Origin of the sequence: Aquiflexum lacus (genome assembly GCF_015476655.1) — a bacterium.
Taxonomy (GTDB): domain Bacteria; phylum Bacteroidota; class Bacteroidia; order Cytophagales; family Cyclobacteriaceae; genus Aquiflexum; species Aquiflexum lacus.
In genome coordinates, this window is sequence record NZ_JABFHF010000005.1 from 91033 (window position 1) to 113651 (window position 22619).

General features: G+C 37.0%; 29 protein-coding genes. 13 read left to right on the top strand and 16 right to left on the bottom strand.

All coding sequences use genetic code 11. The features are described from left to right. The first annotated feature begins 138 nt into the window (after positions 1-138). A complete protein-coding gene (locus HMJ38_RS06490) occupies positions 139-1170 on the top strand; it encodes a chemotaxis protein CheB (RefSeq protein ID WP_194973562.1) in 1032 nt (343 codons plus the stop codon). Positions 1171-1464: 294 nt separating this feature from the next. Here the strand turns inward: HMJ38_RS06490 and HMJ38_RS06495 are convergent, their stop codons facing one another. After that, positions 1465-2142 (bottom strand): porin family protein, encoded by a 678-nt coding sequence (locus HMJ38_RS06495; RefSeq protein WP_194973563.1) that lies wholly within the window; start codon positions 2140-2142, stop codon positions 1465-1467. 351 nt (positions 2143-2493) lie between these two features. Here HMJ38_RS06495 and HMJ38_RS06500 point away from each other — a divergent pair, with 351 nt between their 5' ends. The 4 genes from HMJ38_RS06500 (at position 2494) to HMJ38_RS06515 (ending at position 5677) form a co-directional block, all read left to right on the top strand. Further along, positions 2494-3069: a Crp/Fnr family transcriptional regulator gene (locus HMJ38_RS06500; protein ID WP_194973564.1), complete on the top strand. Its 576-nt coding sequence runs from the start codon at positions 2494-2496 to the stop codon at positions 3067-3069. A gap of 79 nt (positions 3070-3148) precedes the next feature. Further along, complete coding sequence (locus tag HMJ38_RS06505; protein ID WP_194973565.1) at positions 3149-3505, top strand: DUF4406 domain-containing protein; 357 nt, start codon at positions 3149-3151, stop codon at positions 3503-3505. Positions 3506-3611: 106 nt separating this feature from the next. Next, complete coding sequence (locus HMJ38_RS06510; RefSeq protein ID WP_194973566.1) at positions 3612-4151, top strand: helix-turn-helix transcriptional regulator; 540 nt, start codon at positions 3612-3614, stop codon at positions 4149-4151. 95 nt (positions 4152-4246) lie between these two features. Next, the gene (locus HMJ38_RS06515; protein ID WP_194973567.1) at positions 4247-5677 is read left to right on the top strand and encodes an alpha/beta hydrolase family protein; all 1431 of its coding nucleotides are present in this window, start codon (positions 4247-4249) and stop codon (positions 5675-5677) included. Between the two features lie 151 nt (positions 5678-5828). Here the strand turns inward: HMJ38_RS06515 and HMJ38_RS06520 are convergent, their stop codons facing one another. Then, positions 5829-6062, bottom strand: a complete 234-nt coding sequence (locus HMJ38_RS06520; protein WP_194973568.1) for a hypothetical protein — start codon at positions 6060-6062, stop codon at positions 5829-5831. After that, a complete protein-coding gene (locus tag HMJ38_RS06525) occupies positions 6037-6639 on the bottom strand; it encodes an RNA polymerase sigma factor (RefSeq protein WP_194973569.1) in 603 nt (200 codons plus the stop codon). The genes HMJ38_RS06520 and HMJ38_RS06525 overlap by 26 nt, the downstream gene beginning before the upstream one ends. Positions 6640-7048: 409 nt before the next feature. Between HMJ38_RS06525 and HMJ38_RS06530 the strand changes: the two genes are divergently transcribed. Together HMJ38_RS06530 and HMJ38_RS06535 are read left to right on the top strand one after the other, a co-directional pair. Next, the gene (locus HMJ38_RS06530) at positions 7049-7405 is read left to right on the top strand and encodes a DUF3127 domain-containing protein (protein WP_194973570.1); all 357 of its coding nucleotides are present in this window, start codon (positions 7049-7051) and stop codon (positions 7403-7405) included. 101 nt (positions 7406-7506) lie between these two features. Then, positions 7507-7962, top strand: coding sequence for a hypothetical protein (locus HMJ38_RS06535; RefSeq protein WP_194973571.1), 456 nt, complete (start codon positions 7507-7509; stop codon positions 7960-7962). Here HMJ38_RS06535 and HMJ38_RS06540 read toward each other — a convergent pair. The 5 genes from HMJ38_RS06540 to HMJ38_RS06560 all read right to left on the bottom strand — a co-directional run bounded on the left by HMJ38_RS06540 (position 7959) and on the right by HMJ38_RS06560 (position 11976). Beyond that, a complete protein-coding gene (locus HMJ38_RS06540) occupies positions 7959-8108 on the bottom strand; it encodes a hypothetical protein (RefSeq protein ID WP_194973572.1) in 150 nt (49 codons plus the stop codon). The genes HMJ38_RS06535 and HMJ38_RS06540 overlap by 4 nt on opposite strands. Before the next feature lie 123 nt (positions 8109-8231). Then, positions 8232-8738: a 5-(carboxyamino)imidazole ribonucleotide mutase gene (gene purE / locus HMJ38_RS06545; RefSeq protein ID WP_194973573.1), complete on the bottom strand. Its 507-nt coding sequence runs from the start codon at positions 8736-8738 to the stop codon at positions 8232-8234. A gap of 3 nt (positions 8739-8741) precedes the next feature. Further along, complete coding sequence (locus HMJ38_RS06550; protein WP_194973574.1) at positions 8742-9881, bottom strand: 5-(carboxyamino)imidazole ribonucleotide synthase; 1140 nt, start codon at positions 9879-9881, stop codon at positions 8742-8744. A 112-nt stretch (positions 9882-9993) separates the two neighbouring features. Continuing rightward, entirely contained in the window at positions 9994-10146 is a 153-nt protein-coding gene (locus tag HMJ38_RS06555) for a lmo0937 family membrane protein (protein WP_194973575.1), read from the bottom strand. A gap of 66 nt (positions 10147-10212) precedes the next feature. Next, a complete protein-coding gene (locus tag HMJ38_RS06560; RefSeq protein WP_194973576.1) occupies positions 10213-11976 on the bottom strand; it encodes a MutS-related protein in 1764 nt (587 codons plus the stop codon). Positions 11977-12168: 192 nt separating this feature from the next. Here HMJ38_RS06560 and HMJ38_RS06565 point away from each other — a divergent pair, with 192 nt between their 5' ends. From HMJ38_RS06565 to HMJ38_RS06575, 3 genes are read left to right on the top strand one after another with little or no spacing between them, the layout of a single operon-like run. Further along, positions 12169-12612: a hypothetical protein gene (locus tag HMJ38_RS06565; RefSeq protein WP_228779924.1), complete on the top strand. Its 444-nt coding sequence runs from the start codon at positions 12169-12171 to the stop codon at positions 12610-12612. Between the two features lies 1 nt (position 12613). Then, positions 12614-12775, top strand: a complete 162-nt coding sequence (locus HMJ38_RS06570) for a hypothetical protein (protein ID WP_194973577.1) — start codon at positions 12614-12616, stop codon at positions 12773-12775. A gap of 58 nt (positions 12776-12833) precedes the next feature. Beyond that, positions 12834-13673: a hypothetical protein gene (locus HMJ38_RS06575; RefSeq protein ID WP_194973578.1), complete on the top strand. Its 840-nt coding sequence runs from the start codon at positions 12834-12836 to the stop codon at positions 13671-13673. A 38-nt stretch (positions 13674-13711) separates the two neighbouring features. On the opposite strand, the gene HMJ38_RS06580 is transcribed toward HMJ38_RS06575, so the two are convergent. The 4 genes from HMJ38_RS06580 to HMJ38_RS06595 all read right to left on the bottom strand — a co-directional run bounded on the left by HMJ38_RS06580 (position 13712) and on the right by HMJ38_RS06595 (position 17323). Then, positions 13712-14530, bottom strand: a complete 819-nt coding sequence (locus HMJ38_RS06580; protein ID WP_194973579.1) for a mechanosensitive ion channel family protein — start codon at positions 14528-14530, stop codon at positions 13712-13714. A gap of 130 nt (positions 14531-14660) precedes the next feature. Further along, a complete protein-coding gene (locus HMJ38_RS06585; RefSeq protein WP_194973580.1) occupies positions 14661-15509 on the bottom strand; it encodes a mechanosensitive ion channel family protein in 849 nt (282 codons plus the stop codon). A gap of 30 nt (positions 15510-15539) precedes the next feature. Next, entirely contained in the window at positions 15540-16250 is a 711-nt protein-coding gene (locus tag HMJ38_RS06590) for a methyltransferase domain-containing protein (RefSeq protein ID WP_194973581.1), read from the bottom strand. Beyond that, positions 16247-17323 carry a type III polyketide synthase gene (locus HMJ38_RS06595; RefSeq protein WP_194973582.1) on the bottom strand — a complete coding sequence of 359 codons (1077 nt, stop codon included), beginning with the start codon at positions 17321-17323 and terminating at the stop codon, positions 16247-16249. Before HMJ38_RS06595 ends, HMJ38_RS06590 begins: the two co-directional genes overlap by 4 nt. A gap of 86 nt (positions 17324-17409) precedes the next feature. Here HMJ38_RS06595 and HMJ38_RS06600 point away from each other — a divergent pair, with 86 nt between their 5' ends. After that, the gene (locus HMJ38_RS06600; RefSeq protein ID WP_194973583.1) at positions 17410-18300 is read left to right on the top strand and encodes a UbiA family prenyltransferase; all 891 of its coding nucleotides are present in this window, start codon (positions 17410-17412) and stop codon (positions 18298-18300) included. On the opposite strand, the gene HMJ38_RS06605 is transcribed toward HMJ38_RS06600, so the two are convergent. Together HMJ38_RS06605 and HMJ38_RS06610 are read right to left on the bottom strand one after the other, a co-directional pair. Next, positions 18297-19157: a hypothetical protein gene (locus tag HMJ38_RS06605; protein ID WP_194973584.1), complete on the bottom strand. Its 861-nt coding sequence runs from the start codon at positions 19155-19157 to the stop codon at positions 18297-18299. The two genes, HMJ38_RS06600 and HMJ38_RS06605, sit on opposite strands and share 4 nt — an antisense overlap. Positions 19158-19195: 38 nt before the next feature. Continuing rightward, positions 19196-20308: an NAD(P)/FAD-dependent oxidoreductase gene (locus HMJ38_RS06610; RefSeq protein WP_194973585.1), complete on the bottom strand. Its 1113-nt coding sequence runs from the start codon at positions 20306-20308 to the stop codon at positions 19196-19198. A 252-nt stretch (positions 20309-20560) separates the two neighbouring features. Here HMJ38_RS06610 and HMJ38_RS06615 point away from each other — a divergent pair, with 252 nt between their 5' ends. Further along, entirely contained in the window at positions 20561-20983 is a 423-nt protein-coding gene (locus HMJ38_RS06615; RefSeq protein WP_194973586.1) for a Fur family transcriptional regulator, read from the top strand. On the opposite strand, the gene HMJ38_RS06620 is transcribed toward HMJ38_RS06615, so the two are convergent. Further along, positions 20984-21214, bottom strand: a complete 231-nt coding sequence (locus HMJ38_RS06620) for a hypothetical protein (RefSeq protein WP_194973587.1) — start codon at positions 21212-21214, stop codon at positions 20984-20986. Between the two features lie 167 nt (positions 21215-21381). Between HMJ38_RS06620 and HMJ38_RS06625 the strand changes: the two genes are divergently transcribed. After that, positions 21382-21855 carry a YcxB family protein gene (locus HMJ38_RS06625; protein WP_194973588.1) on the top strand — a complete coding sequence of 158 codons (474 nt, stop codon included), beginning with the start codon at positions 21382-21384 and terminating at the stop codon, positions 21853-21855. 59 nt (positions 21856-21914) lie between these two features. Here the strand turns inward: HMJ38_RS06625 and HMJ38_RS06630 are convergent, their stop codons facing one another. Beyond that, positions 21915-22415 (bottom strand): fasciclin domain-containing protein, encoded by a 501-nt coding sequence (locus tag HMJ38_RS06630; RefSeq protein WP_194973589.1) that lies wholly within the window; start codon positions 22413-22415, stop codon positions 21915-21917. Positions 22416-22619: the final 204 nt, after the last annotated feature.

The following is a 22619-nucleotide window of genomic DNA, read 5'->3' on the forward strand; positions in this document are numbered from 1 at the left end:
TGAATTTTTTAAATTTAAAGGAATAAAGCTGACCGATATTTAAGACAAATTGATCTTAGCTATATTCTTTTGAATACCATTAGAGAAATGAGGTGTTCAAATTTTGGCACTTCATGAAATTTTAAGCTGATTAAACAAATGAAAAAAAGCGGAAAAGCGGAAAAGCCTGAAAAAATTTCCCAGATAGTTGTTATTGGCACATCTGCGGGAGGGCTGAACGCATTAAAAAAACTCATCAGCCAAATCCCAAATGATTTTTCCTTGCCAATATTAGTGGTCCGACATATTTCTCCCGATGCTACGGGAAATGTAGTGTTAGACGAGCTGAATAAGTTGGATAGCGTAAAATGTCAGCATGCAGAAACAGGGGGCGACTTGAAATCCGGAAATTTATACCTTGCGCCATCAGACCATCACTTTTTAATTGGAGGAGATCAAAAAATGTTGGTGACCAAAGGAGCACATGAAAACAGGTCGCGTCCTGCAATTGATCCATTGTTTCGGTCAGCTGCTGTAGCATTTGGTTCTGGTGTTATAGGAATAATTCTGACTGGTTATCTTGATGATGGCACCTCAGGAATGAAAGCGATTAAAAATTGTGGAGGAATATGTATTGTACAGGATCCTGACGAAGCCGAGTATCCTGATATGCCAAGAAATGCACTGAATAACATAGAAGTAGATTATTGTCTGCCTATAGCTGAAATGGGGGCTTTAATTAAGAAACTCATTCCACTACAATCGCATATTCGTAAGCCTATTCCGGAAAATATCTTAACAGAGGCAAAAATTGCCGAACGTGTTTTGAGCGATCTATCTTCAGTGAATGAATTGGGCGATCAGGTTCCATTTAACTGTCCTGGTTGCGGAGGTGTTTTATGGAAAGTTGGAAAAGACAGTGATTTAAGGTTCCGATGCCATACCGGACATGCCTACACGGCAGCTTACCTTTTAGCAGAACAGACAAGCAAGATTGAAGAAACCATGTGGACTGCACTTCGGATGTTTGAGGAGCGAAAGAACCTACTCACGGAAATGGCAAGGGGGAAAAAAGGTATTGGTTCTCAAACAGCCCTTGAAAGGGCAAAAAGCTCCCAGGTTCATATTGATCGGATCAGAGCAATTTTAAAAACAGATGAGAATAAAAGTGGTGATGATATGCCATCCTGACTGTTTGCGACAGACTTTTTGCCCAATCTAGTGGCACGTTCAATTGACAGAGCCTGCGTTTATCTTAAAAATGGGCAAGATTGTCATTCTATCAGGGACATTTTTTAAAAGATTTTTGTCTTTCCTGTACTTTCATGGAAGTTTTATCAGTTTTCGATGCATGGTTTCTACCTCATTATTAAAGTAGTCTGCATAAAAAAACCTGATTTTCTAGAAAAGTCCATAGAAAACCAGGTTTTGTTAATCTTCATATTCAAAAGATAATTTACATTTCTTTAATGTAGAACGATGACATTAGAATCCGAATCCAAGAAAAATCTGGGCTACACCATTTCTGGAATTGTTGGTAAGCGTACCACCTAATCCTGATGAACCTACTTCACGCAATCCATGATTGTATCTCGCACCAATGGTTACATTCCCAATGTCGAAACCTAATCCGGCAAACACCCCATAATCCAATGAATTGAAATCATCCTTGTCCAATTCTATTGGGTCACTCGTGGAAAGATCTGAAGATTGAAGATTTTTCACATTGGCCGAAAGTAGATACGACACATAAGGCCCTGCATTTATCTTCAATGGACCAAGATTGAATGCCAACCCTAATGGCAATTGAATATAATTCAAATTGAATCTTACTTCACCCTCTCTAATTCCTAAAAGGCTTTCCACGTCACTTCCACCATAGGAAACCTTAGAACCTAAGCTTGTATAGAGCAATTCGGGTTGAATAGCTAGGAAATCTGTTAAAGCTATTTTGGTAAAAATACCAAAGTGTAATCCTACCTTCATATTTTCATCATCAACAGTAGGTTGGTCTACGAAGAATTGGGAAAAGTTTAGGCCACCCTTTATTCCAACTCGTGGTCCGGGATTGTCGCTTTGTGCGTGTCCCTGTGGAGCAAAAGTCAATAGGAGGAATGCAATTCCAATCCCAGTTAAAATGCCAAATTTTTGGTTCTTTTTCATGGTAATTTTGTTTTGTAATGTTGGTTTTAATTTTCAAAAGGCAAAATAAATAATTATATTATCTCAATTATTAATCAAAATTAATACTTATTTTTTTGTTAAAATTTCATATATAATGTTAAAAATATTAAATATTACATAATTGTAGTCAGTCCTATTAGGTATAATCTGGCTTTACCTCAGTTACAAATAACCAGACTTAATTGCAGGGGATACTAAATGCCTTAGCCAAGTTCACCGCTTAAATCCGATGAAATGGCTTTGTATTTGTCTAAAGAGCTTTCTCTTTATAATTGCACAAAACTTTAGTAAAATTGCTTTTGGATTGCTCCTCCATTTAATTTTCTCAATGTGAACACTGATTTGATTCTTTCAAATATCTGCAAATACATTTCTTTGAATAATGAAGAAAAAAACCATTTCCTGAGTCTTTTAGAGGAGGAACACATTGTCCGGAACAAATTTATTCTTAGGCAAGGAGAGCTTTGCAATCATATTAACTTTGTCAATGAAGGTATTCTACGGGCATATTATTTAAATCCTGATGGCAAAGAAGCCACAGTAATGTTTGCAGTGAAGGATTGGTGGATTACGGATATGTATTGTTTCCTGAACGGTCTTCCTGCTATGGTCAATATTCAGGTTGTGGAGTCTTGTGAAATTTTGAAGTTGTCAAAAGAGAATCTTGATAAACTATATGATCATATCCCTCAATTCAATAAGTTTTTTAGAATTTTAATGCAAAATGCCTATTGTAGGGAGCAACTCCGAATAATTCAAAACCTATCCCTACCCGCAATAGACCGCTATGATCAATTTGTCCAAAAGTATCCTCAGATAGCCAATAAAATTACCCTCAAACAAACAGCAACCTATCTTGGAATTACTCCTGAATTCCTGAGCTCAATAAGAGGTAAAAAGGATTGAGGAAGGTAATTTTTTTGATTTCTTAATATACCTTATTTTTTTTAGGGATTAGAAGAAGTTAATTTGACAAAAAGATCTTATGCTGATTCTAATTGCAGGCCCATATCGAAGTGGCACAAATGATGACCCCGTCCTTATCCGTAAAAACCTTGACAATCTTGAAGCCATGGCTTTACCGATTTTTAGAAAAGGGCATGTTCCTATGATTGGAGAATGGGTGGCTTTGCCCTTGCTCCATCTTGCAGGTTCACAAAAACCCGGAGATGATATCTGGAATGAAATCCAGTATCCTGTTGCTCACAGGTTATTGGAAAAATGTGATGCCATCCTGAGAATTCCCGGTGAATCCAAAGGTGCAGACCAAGATGTTAAAATCGCCAAAGAAAGAGGGCTCAAAATTTATTTTCATATAAATGAAATTCCTGATGCAAAGTAATAGGGTGAAAAACTTAAAAAAGGAACTCCTTTCGGATAATTGGTACCTATTGGAAAAGGTAAAGTTCTTTGGCAATGGTTATTTTTGAAAAAAGATTTGAATACTAATGAATTTTAGAGTTGATACAGATACCTGGTTTGTTTTCAGTGTGCTGTTTATAAGTGCCCTCCTTTTTTTTATTGTGGGATACGTTGCTATTCCTTATTTCATCAGAAAAAGACAACTGAACCGAATCCGGCACAAATTTATCTGGAAAAGAAATCTATCTGAGCAACTTGAAAAAAGGGCTTTTGAACGGGAGATTTCAAATCTAGAATCAAGAAATCTGATTCTGGAAACAAATATTGATGAATCTTTACAACAGTTGATCAAATCTGATTTCAACCCCAATCAAGTCAATTCATTTTATGCGGATTTCGAAAAAGTCTATCCTCATTTTAGTGAAACCCTCTTAAAATTGATCCCCAATATTACTGCCCATGAGTTAAGGGTCTGTTCTTTGATCCGATTGAAGCTTACAGCAAAAGAAATCAGCAGAATCATGAACATTACCCCTGCAAGCGTAAATAAAGCACGATACCGACTTCGAAAAAAGATGACATTAGCAGCCAAAGAAGACTTGGACCTTTTTCTTTTAAATATATGATTGTGTGATTGTTATATTCCTGTCTATCATTTGTCCATCAAGCTTTTGCTAACTATTAAGTAACAGAACATTAAGTTTGTTCAAAACAATAGCGCATGAGACTGTTTGAAGTGATATTATTGATTGTATGTACTGTATTTCCTTTCCTTTATTTATTTAATTTTTCCAGTAGAAACAAATTAACAGGCCTTTCAATTATTTCAGTGCTATTTATCATGCACGTTTTTCTTGAGGGGTTGCGATGGCAGATGATTTCTGGATATTTGATAGCCTTGGTTATTATTATATTTCTTTTGGGGAAAATCAGATTTCAGGCAAAGGGAAAGTTAGCTGTTACCCTCACTTTGTTTTTTTTGATCATATCATTAGGCATCGGGTGGACAATACCTATTATTTTCCCGGTATTCAAATTGCCGACACCAAGCGGTGAGTATAAGGTGGGTTCTCAATATTTGAAAATCATGTCAGATCATCTCGAAGTAATTACGGAAGACCCCGAAGACAAAAGAGCAATTATGGTAAAGGTCTGGTATCCCTCAGTTGTAGTCAATGAAGAAAAAGAGTCCTATCTGAATCAAGGGAACAGACTAGGTTTTTCGAGTAAATATGGGCTTCCCGAGTCAATTACCCACTATCTCGATTACGTAGAAACCAACACTTACCAAAAGCCGCAAATTGCAGAGGAAAAGTTTCCTATTCTGATTTTTTCACATGGGTCTAATGCCGAGGCGTTTGGTTACTATGCCTTGATGGAAGAAATAGTGAGTCATGGCTATATTATATTCAATATCAACCATACCTATGAAAGTAGCGGTTCTCTATTTCCCGATGGAGAAATCAAACTATATGACAAAGCTTTTGACCAGAAAACCAATACTGAAATAATGGGAGAGATGGCTTGGAATGCCATACAAGAATATGAGAAAGCAAATAATGAATATGATCAATTGTTAGCAGTTGAAGACCTGATTAGAAATTATGTTGCCGCTGAAATTTCTTTGAGGTGGAGTAAAGATATTTCTGAGGTGATTGACCGCTTAGCTCAATGGAATGAGACCTCGTTTCTTTCAGGACATTTGGATTTATCCAAAGTTGGCGTATTTGGTCATTCCCAAGGTGGGTCAGCTGTTGGCCAAGCGATGCTCGATGATGACAGAATAATGGCTGGAATTAACTTAGATGGGGTGCAGTGGGGTGTTATGATTGATACCACAATACAGAAACCCTTTCTATTGGTCTCTTCGGATTGGGATCAAGAGCATCTCAACCTAAACAAGTTTGCCTACCGGAATTTAGATAATTTTAATAGCATTGTTATTAGAGATGCCGGTCATTCAAATTTCATGGATATTCCACTTCTTGTAAACTTTTCACTGATCAATGAAGCCGGAAAGATCAACCCATATAGGGCATACCAAATTACAAGTGAATTAATTTTGGATTTCTTTGACAAAAGCCTGAAAGGTAGATCTGAAAATCTTATAGATTATGCCAATACTTACCAAGAAGTTGAAATTGCAGATTAAAAATAGCGATTACGAACACCTTATATATGGTGACTTGCGCATGCCTCTTGAAAGCTAATTATCGATTAATAACCTATTCGATTAATTGGTGAAGTTTGAAAAAAAAACCTGAAAGCTCTTCGCTTTCAGGTTACCATGTCGTCTGAATCTATCAAACTTTTTCGAGTCCTGTAGATTTGGCCCTCTTAAGGATGGCCTTTACTACTTTTTCCGAAGGTTGTAGAATGAGTTGGTCCAATTGTCCGATAGTGCTCAGCATCTCTAAATAGTCTTGCATCAAGGTTTCATTACCGCGCAAGGCCTGCACAAACAGCTCATTCTCACCCTCGCTCATTTCCTGATAGATATATCTAATCAGGTCATTTGGGGTAAAAGATTTTGTCATAGGCAACGTTTAATTGTTTTAGTTTTTTCCTCATGTTTATCAAAGCGTATCGCATTCTTCCCAAAGCTGTATTGATACTCACTCCGGTCTGTTCTGCAATTTCCTGAAAACTCAAATCCATATAATGTCTCATGATGAGCACCTGTTTCTGTGTTTCGGGAAGCTCGTCTATTAGCTTCCTGACCAGTTCAACAGTATCTTCTTTGACTTTGAGGTCCTCTATATTTTCCTCGGCAAATCTCAGTGTATTGAAAATATTGGCACCATCCTCCATGACTATGGTCGGATAGCGTTTGCATTTTCTGAAATAATCGATGGCTAAATTGTGCGCTATGCGCATCAACCATGGCTGAAATTTACCCTCTTCGTTATAACCGTCAGAACTCAAAGTCTGTACTACTTTTACAAATACATCTTGAAGTAAATCCTCTGCTACGCCCTGATCTTTGACGATCAGATAAATGGTGGTGTAAACTCTCGGACTGTATTTGTTTACTAACTTTTCAAATGCTGCTTCACTTCCGCTTCTATACTGTGCGATCAGTTCGGCATCTTTAGGAATTAACCTATTGCTCATACAAATTGACTTTTTTAATAACGTAGAGGTTTATGCCATAGTATATCTTAAGGGGTGAAACAATTTAAAGATTGCTTTCAAATGTAAAAATTCAATAACATTGATGCAATAGAAACTGTGTTTTTTTTGAAAATGAAATTAACTAAAAAAAGTCAAAATAGAATATTTTGTACTTTACAATAAAAAAACTGAAATTTAATTCGGAAGTCAGACGCTCTTTTTACAAAATAAAAATTTTAAATTTTAACTCTATAACGGATAAACTCCTGTTTTTAGTATAGAGTTGTCTTAATTCCAAAATATATTCATGAAAATTTATTTGAATAGCGAAGTTGATCAAGCTTTGGGTAAAAAGCTTAAGGAAATCTTGTCTTTTTAGTAACTTCGTTTTTCAATACTAATAAAAATTATGGAACTAAGCGGAAAAATAGTACAAATCTTGCCTGAACAAGGTGGAACTTCAGCAAAAGGTAGCTGGCGAAAAAGAGATTATGTTTTGGAATTACCTGGCACTTACCCTAAAAAAGTTTGTCTTACTGTTTGGGGAGATAATATTGATCAGTTTAATATGAATATGGGTGACGAAGTCAATGCCTCAGTGGACATTGAAAGCCGTGAATACAATGGAAAGTGGTATACAGATGTCAAAGCATGGAAGGTCGAAAAAGGAAATCAGCCTAAAGCTAACCCAAACTCAGCTGCTACATCAGTCCCTGATGTGACTACTTTCTCTGATGAAAGCGGAGATGATGTATTGCCTTTCTAGTGGGATTGCCCAAATATGAAGAATAGAAAAGAATTGCCTCATTTTATCTATCATGAGGCAATTCTTATAGTTTATTATGTTTTTTTAAATCAGATATTACGATGTGGGACGACTTTGATGATGAGGACTGGGATGAAAATGACGAAGAGGAATTCCGAAGAGAAAATGAAAGGATAGACAAGCATCCTTTGATGAAGAAAGGTATGGATATCTTTGAACTCACCCGGGCTTTGGTAGGCTCTTTGGATGAGGCTAGGATGGAACTTTATGGAGGATTGATGCTCGAAAGTGCGGGTGTTTTACCAGCGAAATTCGCAGGAGCTGAAGGTGTTGATGATTATATTCTCAAAATGGAAAATGCCGTACTGATGAAAATCAACGCTAGAAGCTTACATTCAATGACATATCAACTGGCATTGGAAGGTACGCATGCAGAGGAACACCTTCAGTTGTTAAGGGATGCCATCAAAGATTATAAATCCATGTTTGTGGATTGGGTCAAAGGATTTGATCCCACTCAAAAAAATAACGATGGTTGGGGGATTTTTGAGGATTAGGTGATGTTTTGACCAAAGCGGAATCCCATATAGGCCCCTACTATCATCAATACCAAAGAAATACCCAAAAGTAAAAGCAATATACCCAAAGGCATTTCCCAATTTTCACTACCTATTTTGAAACGAATATTTTTTTTGAGGTCCATGGGGTAAATATCGGATTTCTTATCAAGTTATTTATAAAGCAAAAAAAGAAGCGAGACATATTTGCCTCGCTTCTCTAATAAAATTAAAAGTAATTAAACTTTAATTTATAAGCCTACTAGTTTTTACGTATTCCTCCATCCCTTTGTTTCAATTTCTTTTGCAGAGATTTCAACTTTTTCTTTCAAGGATTCCTTAAATGCTGATAATTTTGCTGAAGTCTCCTCATTGAAAGCACCCAAAATTGATGCGGCAAGTATTCCTGCATTTCTTGCGCCGTTCAATGCAAGGGTAGCTACAGGAATTCCTGCGGGCATTTGAAGGATGGAAAGAACACTGTCCCATCCGTCAATAGAATTGGAGGATTTGATGGGGACACCCAAAACCGGAAGTGTGGTCAGTGAAGCCACCATTCCGGGCAAATGGGCAGCACCACCTGCCCCGGCTATAATTATTTTAATTCCTCTACTTTTGGCGGACTCTGCGTATGATACCATCCTGTGCGGTGTTCGGTGGGCAGAGACTACTGTCAATTCATAAGTTACACCCAATTCTTCCAAAACGATTGCCGCTTCTGACATGATTGGTAAATCGGATTTGCTTCCCATGATAATTCCTACTTGTATGGACATTGCTCAAGCTTTTATTTTTATGATTTCTTTGATTTCTAAGGCACGTTTTTTCAATACTGAGACGTCTTCGTCCAAAATGGTAACATGGCCCATTTTTCTAAATGGTTTTGTAACCTTTTTACCATATAGATGTACATAAACCCCTTTTTGGGAAACTGCATTATCCATTCCTTCTACAAGGGCATTACCGGTAAAACCGTCTTCCCCCAATAGATTCACCATGGCAGCAGGACATCTTAAAGCAGTATCTCCCAAAGGCATGTTCAAAACTGACCTTATGTGTTGTTCAAATTGTGAAGTAAAATTTGCTTCAATGGTATGGTGTCCGCTGTTATGTGGCCTTGGAGCGATTTCATTGACGAGTATTTCACCTGATTTGGTCACAAACATTTCAACGGCCAGGATTCCGACCATGTCCAGTTTTTCAATAACCTGAAAAGCAAGTGATTTTGCTTTCTCCTCAATTTTTGCTGAGATGTTTGCTGGTGCAAATAGGAATTCTACCAAATTGGCGGTTGGATGGAAGGAACATTCGACCGATGGATAAGCAATAGTTTCTCCTTTTTTGTTCCGGGCTACAATTACTGACAACTCCTGTTCAAAGTCTATTAATTTTTCCAAGAGGCCAGGTGCATCGAAAGCCTTTTCTAAGTCTTCTTTGGTTTTTAGTACCTGTACGCCCCTGCCATCATAGCCTTCTCTTCCTAACTTATTGACTGCAGGTAAAAATTCGGAATTGGCCTTGACCTCTTCCTTGTTGGCGGTCAATATAAAATCCGCTGTTGGTATATTATTTTTTTTATAAAATTCCTTTTGGAGCCGCTTATCCTGTATCATTTTGATGATATGGGGTTGAGGAAAAACCTCTTTCCCCTCATCGACAAGTCTCTGAAGTGCTTCGGTATTTACATTTTCTATTTCAATGGTAATGATATCACAGTTTTTTCCAAAACGATATACTGTATCAAAATCAGTGAGTTTACCCTGAGTGAAATCCTGACAGATATCTTTACAGGGGGCGTTTGGGTCGGGATCTAAAATATGTATGTCTATATTATAGCTGATAGCGGATTGAATAATCATTCGACCCAATTGACCGCCTCCCAAAATGCCCAAAATCTTTTGTTGATAATTTTCTTGCACCTTCTTGCATTTATTTGCTCAAAAATAAGAGAAAAATGCAGGATATCGAAAATCAGAATTTTATTAAAAAAAAAGCCCTTAAAAAAAGGGCTTGAATATTCAGTTTTAAGGATTAGACAGGTCTTCCTCCGATAAGTCTTAATAAAATAGCGACGACAGCCAATACAAGTAAGATGTGGATTATACCTCCAACACTATAAACAAAGAATCCGAAGATCCATCCGATGATCAATATGACAGCAATCAAATATAATAAAGAACTCATGGTATAGTTGGTTTAGTTAAATAATTGATTATAAATGATATAAATCCAATTATCATGCCATAAACCCTATTTGCTAAATTTAATACCCATCAGTTCCATGAGTTTGTGAGCATTGAAACTAGGACATGGTCCATCCTTTATTTTGTAATCGAAGTAGATTTCATTGTCTGCAATCTCACTGTGAAAACTTTTATTTTCAAGGTAATCAAGTTTACTTTCCAGCTGACTGAGTTCAATATCATGTGTAGAAATAATTCCTTTGCAATTGGAGTTTGCCAATTGCTTAATGAGGGATTCACTTCCCATGATGCGGTCAACTGTATTGGTTCCTTTTAGAATTTCGTCTAAAAGGAATAGAACCTTTTCTCCATTTTCGGCCATGGTAAGTAATTGCTTGATCCTAGCCAATTCTGCATAAAACGAACTCACGCTTTCTCCCAAATTGTCCGTATTTCTCATACTGGTAAATAGTTGAAAAGTGCCTGTCTTAAATGTAGAAGCGAAGGGTGAAAGTCCTAAATTGGCAATAACAAGATTGATTCCCAACGTTCTCATAAAAGTTGTTTTTCCGGACATATTGGATCCTGTCAGCAAAACAATTTTAGTGTTTTCATCTAAAGAAAAATCATTTCCTACAGCTTCTTTGGGATGAAGAAGCGGATGGACCAAATCTTTCGTATCTATGATTCTATCGCTTGACCAATCCACCTGACATTTGAGGTCTTCTTCATTACTGAAAGTGGCCAGCGAAACCAAAGCCTGCCAAATATCAAAATAACCTTCCCACTCAGCTAAATGATTGGCAAATCTCTTTTTCCATTTAACTGTTCTCCAATAAAGGAAAAAATCAATCCAAAATAGCATATTAAAAATCAAATACATCAGATTGAACCTGTTTTGAAGCATAAAGGATTTTTGCTCTAAGGATTTCAAAATCACCGAGGCATCAAAATCTTGGTTTTTAAATGGTTTCTGAAGTTGATTGAGATATTCGCCATCTAAACGCATTCTTTCTATTTCTGATGCCCATTTGCTAAAAGTCTTGATATCCCCCTGATTGGGCATGATAGAGGAAGCTTGCTGCAGGTTTTTGAAAATCAAGGATAAAAATACAATGCCGATAATTATCCAAGCCCCGACCCAGGCAGGGGCTATCAATCCAAATACCGCAGCAAGGATGATTGAAATACCTCCCAAAGGACCAACGATTAGAGGTAGAAAGTAAACAGCACTCCAGTTTTCCGGTTGACTAAGCCATGCATAAAATTTAGTTTTTGGGTTTTCGTTTTTCATAAAAGCCCTTCCAGATGCCTCAAAAGATGCTAAAAAGCTACTGTTAGTTCTAAGTTCCTGAATAGCCTCAGCTTTTTGTTTGGCAGCATCGGGGTTGATCCTATCTTTCATCCAAGCTGCAAGAAGTGATTTCCCACTTTTACTCACTGTGTGGTTGATCAATTGAAAAAGTGAATGTTGACCAAAAAGATCAAGGTCATTGGAGTAGGGGTGGAGCTTTTCTATAAATTCCGAACCTGAATCTAAGTCCTTGAGATTTCTTGATTTTCTTTTGGTTTTTTCTACTTCCATTTCGTTCAATTGTGTAAAAAATTCGATCCAATCTTTATTGGTATTGTATTGAATAATAAGGTAAACAAAGAGAACCGAACAAATCAGGAACGCAAGAATAAATATCGGCTTATCAGTTAGCCCGATTATCAAAGCAGCTATTATGAACAAAAAAAGAAAAAACCTACCTGTAGCAAGCCCAAATCCCTTTCTTTTACATCTCTTCAGGGCATCTTTTATGTCGGTTGTTCCGTGTTCAAATTTCATGTTCCAAAGATATTAAAAGATTTAGGAGGCGGCATTAAAAATTATAAATGCAATATTGTTGCAATAATTATTTTTTTTAAAGATATTTGAATTATCTCATTCTTATAGTGTTCTCTTCATTAGGATGATGGTGGTTGACAGCAAGACTCCGGTTCGTCCGGAGTCTTCATTCAATCCAAGAGGACAATAAATATGAAAAGATTTACAATGGTGTTTTTTTTGGCCTTTTCCTTAGGTTTAGGAGCGACAGTAAAGAGTCCTGACATATGGGCTTTATTGTCAAAAACAAGGTTTGTAGAAAAGTTGAACAGAGAATATGGGATGTATTTTCTATATCCCATTTTCCCGGATGAGCTTAAAGCGATGGAGGGGAAAACAGTAGAGGTCACAGGTTTTTATATTCCTTTGGATGTCAGTACCTCTGACTTTGCAGTACTTAGTAAATTTCCAAATGCAGAGTGTTTCTTTTGTGGAGGTGCCGGCCCGGAGAGTATTGTGGTGGCCTACCTCAAAAATAAACCATCCAAACGGATCAAAGTGGATGAAATTATCACGATCAAGGGAACGCTTAAACTTAACGATACCGATATTGATGAATTGAATTTTATCTTATTGGATTCAGAAATAATTAACTGAAATGAAAAAAAAGAAAAAAAAAGTCTTAGAAGATGAAATATTTTCAGAAGTTGATTATTCTGAAGGTTTCGGTGGTATACCGGAAAATGTATCTCTTACCAAAAATATTGGATGTGCCTCAGATTCAAAGGCTAAGGGCAGAAAAAACAAAAAAAATGATTAGTTAACTCTGTATTTATTCTGATTTTTTCTTTTACTTTCATGGATAAAACTTAATCTATATGAAAGTAAATCACCCACAAAACCCTACTTTCCTGTTTGCATTTGGATTCCTATTTTTTTTGGTTTCCTGTGAAAGAACAGAAGAACTTTTGCCCAGTCAAGACAGTGCTGTCTTGCAGGAGGAAGCACAAGTTACAGCATCTTTTGAGGACGTAGATTTCCTCGCATTCTCTGCTATGCAAAGCAATGGGCTTAGTTCCAGAACAAATTTGGATGTAGGCACTGATTTATGTGAAAACACCAAAGTTGACTTTTTCCCTAATAACAAATCTATTGTTATCGATTTTGGGGAAGGATGTCTTAGTCCCAAAGGAATCATGAGGAAAGGTAAAGTCATGCTATTTTACTCAGGATTTACATTTGATTCCAATGCTGAAATCACCATTTCTTTTGATGGCTATGAAGTAAACGGGCTTAAAATAGAAGGAAGGAGAAAATTGATTCACAAAGGATTTAATGCAGAGGGCAAATATTTTCTTTTTGAAACAGTGATTGCTGCAGGTAAAGCGACTTGGCCTGACGGAACATTTGCTACCATAGAAGGAGAGTATGAAAAGAAGTTTTTTCTTCCCACCGATTCGAATGGAATAAAATTGAAAGTAACCGGTGGCTCGGGAGGTAAAACCAGAACGGGAGTATCTTACATGTCATTGATTGAACAAGAGTTGTTGTTTATCCAGTCATGTACTGACAAGGGTAATTGGATTCCGTCTTCGGGCAAGGTTGAGATTACCTTAGATACAAGTCAGAAGTTTTTGATTGATTATGGAGATGGTGCCTGTGATAAAACAGCGTCCGTCACGCATAATGATAAAACCATTCCCATCAAATTTGATTAAAATATAGAAAAAGCCGGAAAATTTGTCCGGCTTTTTTCTCATTTTTTTCCTTCAGGATAATAGTGATGCACATCTCTTTGTGGGAAAGGAATCCCGATGTTTTCTTTATCAAATGCCTTTTTGATGTTTTCTTGCATGAAAAAATGCACATTCCAAAAATCTTCCGTCTTGCACCAAGGTCTTACTGCAAAATTCACAGATGAATCTCCAAGTTCAGAAACAAGAATATCGATAGTCTGACTATGGTCGATGAACTCGCATGATTCGGCAACTTGCTTAATTACAGCCCTGGCTTTGTCAATATCAGCACCATAACTTATTCCAAAAGTCAAAGGCACTTTCCTGATAGAATTTGCCGTGAGGTTTTCCAAAGGGTTGGATGAAATCAAACCATTAGGAATAATAATGACTCTATTGTCAAGCGTAGTCAAAATGGTATTGAATATCTGGATTTCTTTGACTGTACCTGAATAGCTATTGGTGACAATGAAGTCGCCGACCCTAAATGGCTTGAAAAATAAAATTAGTACTCCTGCAGCAAGATGACTCAAGTTTCCCTGCAAAGCCAGACCTATCGCAAAGGCAAGTGCACCAAAAATTGCAATAAACGAAGTGACCTCAATGCCAAACATTGATGCTGCACTAAATAATACTAAGACTTTAATGGTAATGGAAATCAAAGAAAAAATAAATGGTACCAAGGTCGGGTCCACATTATTTTTATCCATTAATTGTCTTGTCTTATTGGCAATGAGTCCTGCAAGCCAAAAGCCTACAATAAGAGTTACTAATGCGCCCAATACTCTTGGTGCATAAAGAATAATCATGTCTGTAATAAGAGAAAGGTCAAAATCCATAATTGTTTATTTTAAATGGTGAATGAAAGAATATCATTACAAGTTAATTTTTTCTAAACAATTGAGAAATATAAATAGCCCTATTTTTGGAAAAAATAAGGCTATAGTAATTTTTGATTTTACCTATCGATTATTTCTTATCACCATCAGGGTATATGTGGTGAAGTGTCCTTTGAGGGAATGGAATTTCAATCTCATGTTCTTCAAGTGTTTCTTTGATGACTTCCATATTGTCCCAATATACTGGCCAAAGGTTAGCTGCATCTGTCCAAACTCTAATGGTGAGGTCAAGTGAACTATCCCCAAAGTTGACGAATTTGACGATCGGTTCAGGGTCGAGGTGAATTCTTTCATCTAATTTAAGTACCTCAAGAATTACATTTCTTGTTTTCTTTAGGTCAGTACCATAAGCTACACCTACGTTGATTTCAACCCTCCGGGTAGGTTTCTGGGAATAATTGGTTATCGAATTATTGGCCAGTGCACCATTTGGGACAGTAACCACTTTATTGTCGAAATTCCTTATTTTGGTATAGAGGATATCAATGCTTTCCACTGAACCTAAAGTTCCTTGGGCTTCCACAGTATCACCTATTCGGAATGGTTTGAAAACCAAAATCAAAACACCACCTGCGAAATTGGCCAAAGAACCCTGTAAAGCAAGTCCTATTGCAAGTCCTGCGGCACCGAGAATGGCTACAAATGAGGTCATTTCCATTCCCAATGTGGTGGCAACACTGATGATCAACAATACCCACAAAAGGGCATTTAAAAAACTCTTGAAGAAAGTAGCCAATGACGGCTCTATCTCATATTTGACAAGCGTATTACCAAAGACTTTCATGATAAGCCGGATGACATACCGTCCTACCAAAAGTAAGATGATAGATTTTAATAATACGGGGCCTAACTGAAACAGCAGGTCAATTGCCTTTTCTTTATAAACATCTAAATTGTCTAAATCAAAATTGTAATCCATAATGTATTTTTGAGGTTTAAGAATGCAAACCTATAGAATGTAGCCGGTAACTCTCCATCGGAATGCCCATTTCCATTTGATTTCGAATTCTGTAATACCCGAAGTTTTTAAAATATTGGCGAGTTCAGATTTTTTGAAACTTCTGAGTACTGAAAGCGGGCCATCATTTTTGACCATGGCAGAATTAGAAAATAATCCTGTCAAAAGCTTAATGCTATAAAATGCTATTGGGTGGCGATGCAGGTCATTGATGACTATTCCAAGCTTTGCTTTCTTTTTAAAAGAGGATAACAGTAACAATAGTTCCTCATTTGTAAAATGATGTGTAAAAAGTGTGCACGTAACGATATCTACTTTTTTTTCTAAAAATGATCTTTCAAAAATATTCTGAGTTTCGAAAGAAACTTGGCTGATATCAGAAAGGTTGGATTTGGCGATCTTGATAATATTTGGGTTTGCATCAATCCCGGTAAACTGACAGCTGACTTTTTTTTGTTTTGCCCAATTTGCCATTACTCTGATCATATCCCCACCTCCGCAGCCTATGTCCGCAATGGAATAGCTTTTTTGGGGATACTTGTTCATGATCTGCCTTAAGCTCGATGTGGTCACGTTATTTCCGCCTAGGAGTTTATTGATGATCTTGAGCTCTTTTAAAGTCACCTCCATCAATTTCCCACCGGCATCAAGGTCATCCATTATTTCTTTTTGATAGCTTCTTTGGCTGAATTTCCCCATCATTTTTCTAGTAATAGGGTTTCCAAAGTTAACCCCGGCCCAAAGCCCATTGCCAAAATATCTCCTGGAGGTTGTGTTTCTGTCAACCACTTTTTCAAGACAAACAAGATAGTGGCTGAAGACATATTGCCAAAGTTTTTCAGGATTTCATGAGAGGGAAGATTCTGTGATTTTTCAATTCCAAAAACCTCCTCCACTTTTTGAAGAATTTGCTTTCCTCCTGGATGTATAGCGAAATTTCTGATTTTTGACAATTGAAATATTTCTTCTAAATAATCATTGATTTCAAAAAGGCCTTTGCTAAGCAATTCTGGGACGTATTTACTCAATCGCATTTCAAAACCAAAGTCACCAATTGACCAAGCCATGTCTTTCTCTCCTTCTTTGAAAATCCTGCTGTGAAACTTCTTGATGGATAGTCCGACTTCTTCTCTCATGACCAAAGCAGCTGCTGCACCATCTCCAAAAAGCGCATTGGCCAAAAGGTTATCTTCATTATAGTCCTTTTGAAAGTGAATTGTACATAATTCTACAGATAAGATAAGGACTTTTGCTTTAGGGTCACTGTCACATATTCTGTCTGCTAATTTAATACCATTAAATGCGGCATAGCATCCCATAAAGTGGATGGCATACCGTTCCACATCTTTGCGAAAACCCATAGCATGCATGATTTCCAGTTCTAGTCCAGGGGCAAACATGCCAGTGCAGGACACCAAAATCATATGTGTAATATCTGAGGCTTGGTAACTTGTTTTCTTTAAGCAATCCAGGATGGCAACCTTTGCTAGACCAAATCCTGATTTTTCAAAAAGCCCCATTCTTTGTTTTGTCCCAGGAAAAGGTTCCAATGTGGCGTTGGAAGGAAAAAAATTGAATTCTTCCGGATCTTCATACATGAAATCTTCTATAACACTGTACCGATTTTCTATACCTGTTTGTCTGTAAACAAAATTCAGCTTTCGGGCTTCCTGGGAATCCAGGTTATGTGCCATTTTCATGAATGCCCCTATCTGGGACTGTAAAATTGGTTTTCCTGGATTGGCGGTACCAATACTAACAATATGGTTATTCATCAACTTAAGTTAAGCTTATTTTTTCTAACTTCGATATTGAAGACTAAACATCTCCTATTCCTAAAAGTTAAAAACAAAAATGATTTATGTTCAAGCTGTCTAATTGGAAGCATCTTAGGATTCCTTTCTCGGTTTATTTGATGCCTGTTTTCTTTTTTGCTCTTGCATTGTCCCCCAATTTAAGTGGAGATAGACTAATGATTGTCTTTATTTCTCTTCACCTTTTTTTGTATCCTTCAAGTAATGGCTATAATAGCTATTTCGACAAAGATGAAAAAAGCATCGGTGGATTACGAAATCCCCCGAAAGTTACTAAAGGTTTGTATTATCTTTCCTTGATTTTTTTTGCTATTTCACTGATTTTGGGATTTATGGTCAATTGGCAGTTCAGCAGCATGTTGTTGGTCTATAGTCTGGTGTCCATGGCCTACAGTCATCCTGCAATCAGACTGAAAAAATATGCTTATCTCAGCTGGATTGTAGCAGGATTCTTTCAGGGTTGTTTTACTTTCGGTTTGGCCTATGCAGGATTAAGTGATTTTGGTTGGGAAGTTTTTACCAAAAGTCATGTCCTGATTCCCGGGTTATTGACCAGTTTGATGCTTTGGGGTTCGTATCCGCTCACTCAAGTGTATCAACATGAAGAAGATGCGAAGAGGGGGGATATTACCTTGAGTCTGAAACTTGGGAAAAAGGGTACCTTTTTGTTTTCCAGCATTTGGTTTTTGGTGACAGGGATATGCTTTAGTTGGTTTTTCCTGGATAGAAATCAGGAAAGCGGCTTTTTCGGGTTTTTGTTGGCAATGCTGCCGGTGGTGCTTTACTTTCTGATTTGGTTTTCTTTTGTAAGAAAAGATGAGGATAAATATACTACCTACACCTGGACCATGTGGATGAACAGGATTTCAGGCATTGCATTGAATATTTTCTTTGTTTGGTATTTTTTGGAAAATACGCAGGTGATGCAGGTTTTTTAAAAAAGGCGAACAGCAATCACTTTATTTGCAAAGGCTTTATATTCGTAAAAAGTAAGCCCAGTTGAAAAATACATAATGATGCTCTTCAAATCATCTTTTTCTGTACTGCTCCAATAAACATCGTCTTCAAACCCACCCAAATTGGTCAAATAAAGTTTTTCCCGAACTTCCGCCAATTCTTCTATAGAAGGCAAAAACCAATCTTTATAACCATTTGAACTCATATTTGCCAATACCTGCATACTACTCAGTTGGTTAATAGCTCTAGTCTGAATATTGAATTTGTAACTGTTTATTTCTCCTTTCCCTATGCCAGGAAAGGTTCCAATAGGAATGTACTGGTGATCAAACCAAAAAACGTTATTGTGATTAGGATTATCTAGAGGAAGGGCTTCCATATACCTCCACCCATTTTCATAATTTCCCATATCCATAAATATAATACCACCTCCGGGGCCAGTATCGAGTATAGAGTAGTTTGCTTCTGCTTCGGTTGTAATCTCCAGTTCATTACTGAAAGTTAAGCCCACACTATTCTGAGCAAAGGCTCTAACATAATAAGTTGTATTGGGGAGTAAATCAAAAAGTTTATAATCAAAAGCGCCATAAAATCTTTGGTCCTCTTGCACTGAATCATCTAAATCAGGGTTTCGATGGATGCTATAGGTTATCCCTCTTCTCGTCACCCCTCCTGTCCCATCTCTTTTCAGTCTGGATGTCATGACCGCTCGGACCGCACTTATACTTTTAGGTTGATCTAAAGAGATTTCTGGCAATATTTGAGGCTCCTCCTCAGTACAGGAAAGTGCGAACAATAGCGTCATAATAAGGCCAATATCACGGAGGTATTTTGTCATTAGATTAATATTGAATAAACTAATCTAGTAAATTTTAACTAAAAGACCTCCCCATGGGTTCGCTTAATAATTTGAGTGGCGGCAAAAGTAGAGTTTTTGATCAGTCCGACCGAAAATTCTGAAACAGCTTTGGACCCAAAAAGCCACTGTACCTTTCTCCCGATCCATAATCGGTTTTTGAAAAAATGATTCCATTGAACAGCATAGTGTTTTTCAATAGAGTTCCTGTCCTTGTGTTGCAGAATAGCCTCTGCAGCCAATTTTCCTGTATGAATTGCAATGGCCATCCCATTTCCACACAAGGGAGTAATCAAACCTGCCGCATCTCCGGCCATCAGGATATGGTTTTCCACAGGTTGTTTTGGTGAAAAATTGATTTCATTGATCACCTCAGGTTTTTCAAATATGAATTCGCTGTTTTGAAATAGATGTTTTAGATGAGGGTTTTTATGAAGCACATTTTTCTCCATTTCAGGAATATTCCCATACAGACGTAGCTGTTCTTTTGAACCCAAATAACAAAGGTTGAAGGTCCCGTTTTCTACTTGGTTGATACCACAATAGCCTCCATCAAAATTATGCAGAGCGACGGTATTTGCGTCAAAGTCTGTTTTGATATGGTATTTGACTCCAATAAATGGACTTCTTTGATGCATAAAAGACCGGTTCATGGCTTTATCCACTTTAGATCTTTTTCCGAAAGCGCCAAGGACATGATCAGCTGAAAATGAATCACCCTTATTCAATTTGAGTATAAATCTGTTCCCCTCGGTTTCAAATTCCACTTCTTCTACTTGGGATTGGAGTAAAAATTTAACTCCTACGTCCTTTGCTTTTTGATAGAGAAAAAAATCGAGGGCAAACCTGCTGATCCCAAATCCGCCTAAATCCAAATCCATTTTTGCTTCATTTCCTTTGCTGGAAGTCAAAAGGAATTTGGTGATATGAGATGGACCGATTTCAGTTGGGTATAGACCCTCTTTTTTCAGAAAATCTTTTACTTCATTGGAAATGTATTCACCGCAAACACGGTGAAAGGGATAAGTTTTTTTTTCAATCAGTAAAACCTCCCTGCCATTTTTTGATAATTGATGCGCAGCGATCAGTCCCGCAAGTCCACCTCCTATGATGATTGTTTGATAATGATGCATAAAATATAGTGTAGCTTTTTAAATGGGTTGAATTGCGGTTTATCAAATTTCAGGTTTTTGAAATAAATAAAAGCACCGAATCATGGGGTAAGTTCAAAACTTTATTATCAAATCAACCATATATGACATGAAGAAGTTTACCCAAATAGAATTTATAATACTCATCCAAAAAATAGTTAAGCTGAACAAGTTTGACCTTTTTTTGTGTTATCCCCATAAGTACCTAATTTTACCCAAACATCAAAATCAGAAATGCCCCATAGTCCTCTTCAAATACTTCAGGAACACAACCTAAGAATTACAAATTGTAGAAAAGAAGTGTTAAAACTTTTTTTGGAAAGGCAGTCTGCACTATCCCATTCAGATCTTGAGGAAGTGCTTGATAAGGATTTTGACCGGGTTACGCTTTACAGGACGCTTAAAACATTTCTGGACAGTGATCTCATCCATAAGGTGCTTGATGACAGTGGTGCTGCAAAATATGCCTTATGCTCCCACAATGGACAAGAGAGCAAACACAGCCACGACCATGAACACGTACATTTCAAATGTGAAAAATGTGGTAAAACTATTTGTATCGAAGAAGTAAGTTTGCCAAAAATCAGCCTCCCTGCAGGATATATCAATAAGGAGGTAAGTTTACTTGTACAGGGTGTTTGTGACAAATGTAATTGATCAGGCTTCCACGGGATCTTTGGGGGATTTTGTTTTTGGTCCATCAGATGGCCATATTACACCTGGAGGCAGATCAATTTTTGGTGGAGTAAAATCCTCGATTCCACCGTCACCATCATCGTCATTATTTTGACTTCTACCCAGTCTTGATTTTGTCATGGTCGCAACAAAATAAATCAGTACCACATAGGCCATTCCACATAACATCAGATCAACAGCTAAGCTACTCATAACAAAGAAATTTTGTATAATTTACTACAAAAGGACATAGAAGTCAATTAATTAACTCATTGGTTACAATTTTGATTAAAGAAATCCCAAAAATATTGACAGTAATTCGGATTAACTTGTGAAATAGGCCATATCGTTAGATATTTGCGCTTTGAAAAATAAAGGTAATGATAGTAAAAACAAAAAAATATCAATTAGAGACAGGTACTTACATCAAAGCAGGCTTGGCAAATATTTTAAGAGAGCAATGGTGGGTAGTATTGATCGCAATAGCAATTGGCTGCGGCTATTTTTGGATCGCATCATGGTGGTGGATTAGCATGGCGATTTTGGCCTATGCTTTATATTGGCTTTTTTGGGTCATCCAATTTGCCGGAGTTACCCAAATGGAACAGAATAAAGTAATTTTTGAAAGGATGTCTTATGAAATAGATAGCAGGCAGGTTCTGATGAAACTGAATGCCAAACAAGGCATGCCGATTAAATGGGATATGATCAAGAAAGCAGAAATTAAAAAGGATGCTTTTATACTCACCATGTCTAAAGCACAGTTTATACACCTTCCATTTAAGATTTTCAATTCCGAAAACGATAAGAAATTTGTAGAATCAATTCTTAAAAGAAAAAATTACTTACAATAGCATGAACAAAAAAAGCTCCATCATTTTTGATGGAGCTTTTTAGTTTTAATCAATTACAATTACATTGAAGGAAGGATTACCGTATCGATAACATGGACTACTCCGTTGGAAGCCTCGATGTCAGCAGCTGATACAGTAGCATTGTTTACCATTGCTTTTCCATCTTTCAAAGTGATGGTCACATCAGAACCTTGAACAGTCTTAGCTTTCATGCCATTTTTTAAATCTTTGGAATAAACTTTTCCAGGAACAACATGGTAAGTCAATACTGCTACCAATTGTGCTTTGTTTTCAGGCTTCAAAAGATTTTCAACAGTCCCTGCAGGTAATTTTGCAAAAGCTTCATTGGTTGGAGCAAAAACAGTGAATGGTCCGTCGCCTTTCAACACATCTACTAAATCTCCAGCTTTTACAGCTGCTACCAATGTAGACAAAAATTCGGTTTGGACCGCTAAGTCTACAATGTCCGCATCAGGATTGATTGTGGCATTTTTGTTTGCAGTGAATGCGGAGGTTGCAAAAAATGCAACAAGGACCGCGAAAGTCAATAATTTTTTCATAGTTATAATAGTTTTGGTTTGTAGGTGTATAAGATTAAAATGCATCTTATTGTTTATCAAAAAGTTATAAATTTTTGTTAATGATTTTTCACTTACAGGAAGCAGATGTTGGTTTACAAAAAATGGGTGTTGGGATTGGTTTCTTTAAATTGACCATATTCTAAAAGTTATCTCATAAGATAATATCTTCCAGAAATGTGAGGA